The organism is Arthrobacter sp. B0490 (assembly GCF_002929355.1).
In the GTDB taxonomy this organism is placed as follows: Bacteria; Actinomycetota; Actinomycetes; order Actinomycetales; family Micrococcaceae; genus Arthrobacter_D.
In genome coordinates, this window is sequence record NZ_PJIR01000127.1 from 1 (window position 1) to 582 (window position 582).

Sequence of the window (582 nt, forward strand, 5' to 3'; positions counted from 1 at the left end):
AGCGTGGTGACATGCCGTGCCGCGTCGATGAAATGCAGATCGTTCGGCGCAGACGTCCATACGCCCTGCACCCCTACCAGTGGCAACAGTAGCCGGACGGGCTTTTCCAGTTGCTCGGACAGCTCCCGGGTAAACAGGAAGGCTCGCGCCAGACGTAGCGTCAGGGCGGTCAGTAGCCGGCCGAAGAGACTCAGGACCAATGCCACGAACAGCGCCGCGGCTATGGTGCGCAGCGCCGGCTGGCTGATGTAGTGATCCCACTGCAGGAGAAAGGCTGGAAATTCGATAGCGGGTGTTCCGGTTGGCCAGAGGTCTGGGGCAGAGACAGACAGCCGACGGCGAAAGTTCAGGGCGTGCAGGCGAGAGGTGGGCCGGACGGGGGGGCGGAACTCCTATGGTCGGGATGTTTCACAAATTCCAGGCGGGTTGCAGAGCATGACCCGATTTTCAGACCAGATTGGAGTTGAACCATGCAGAGTGCACAGACCGGCAATGATGTCCGTACCGAGCGCCTGATCGAATGGCTGCGCGATGCGCACGCGATGGAGGCACAGGCCGAAACCATGCTGAACAAGCAGGCCA

At 61.5% G+C, this 582-nt stretch carries 2 protein-coding genes; one reads left to right on the forward strand and one right to left on the reverse strand.

The window, feature by feature from the left end:
- On the reverse strand, positions 1–206 hold a 206-nt coding region (locus CXQ97_RS21085), incomplete at its 3' end, for a hypothetical protein (protein WP_219815490.1).
- Positions 207–470: 264 nt separating this feature from the next.
- Between CXQ97_RS21085 and CXQ97_RS21090 the strand changes: the two genes are divergently transcribed.
- A partial coding sequence (locus CXQ97_RS21090; RefSeq protein ID WP_146069754.1) for a DUF892 family protein occupies positions 471–582 on the forward strand: 112 nt, incomplete at its 3' end.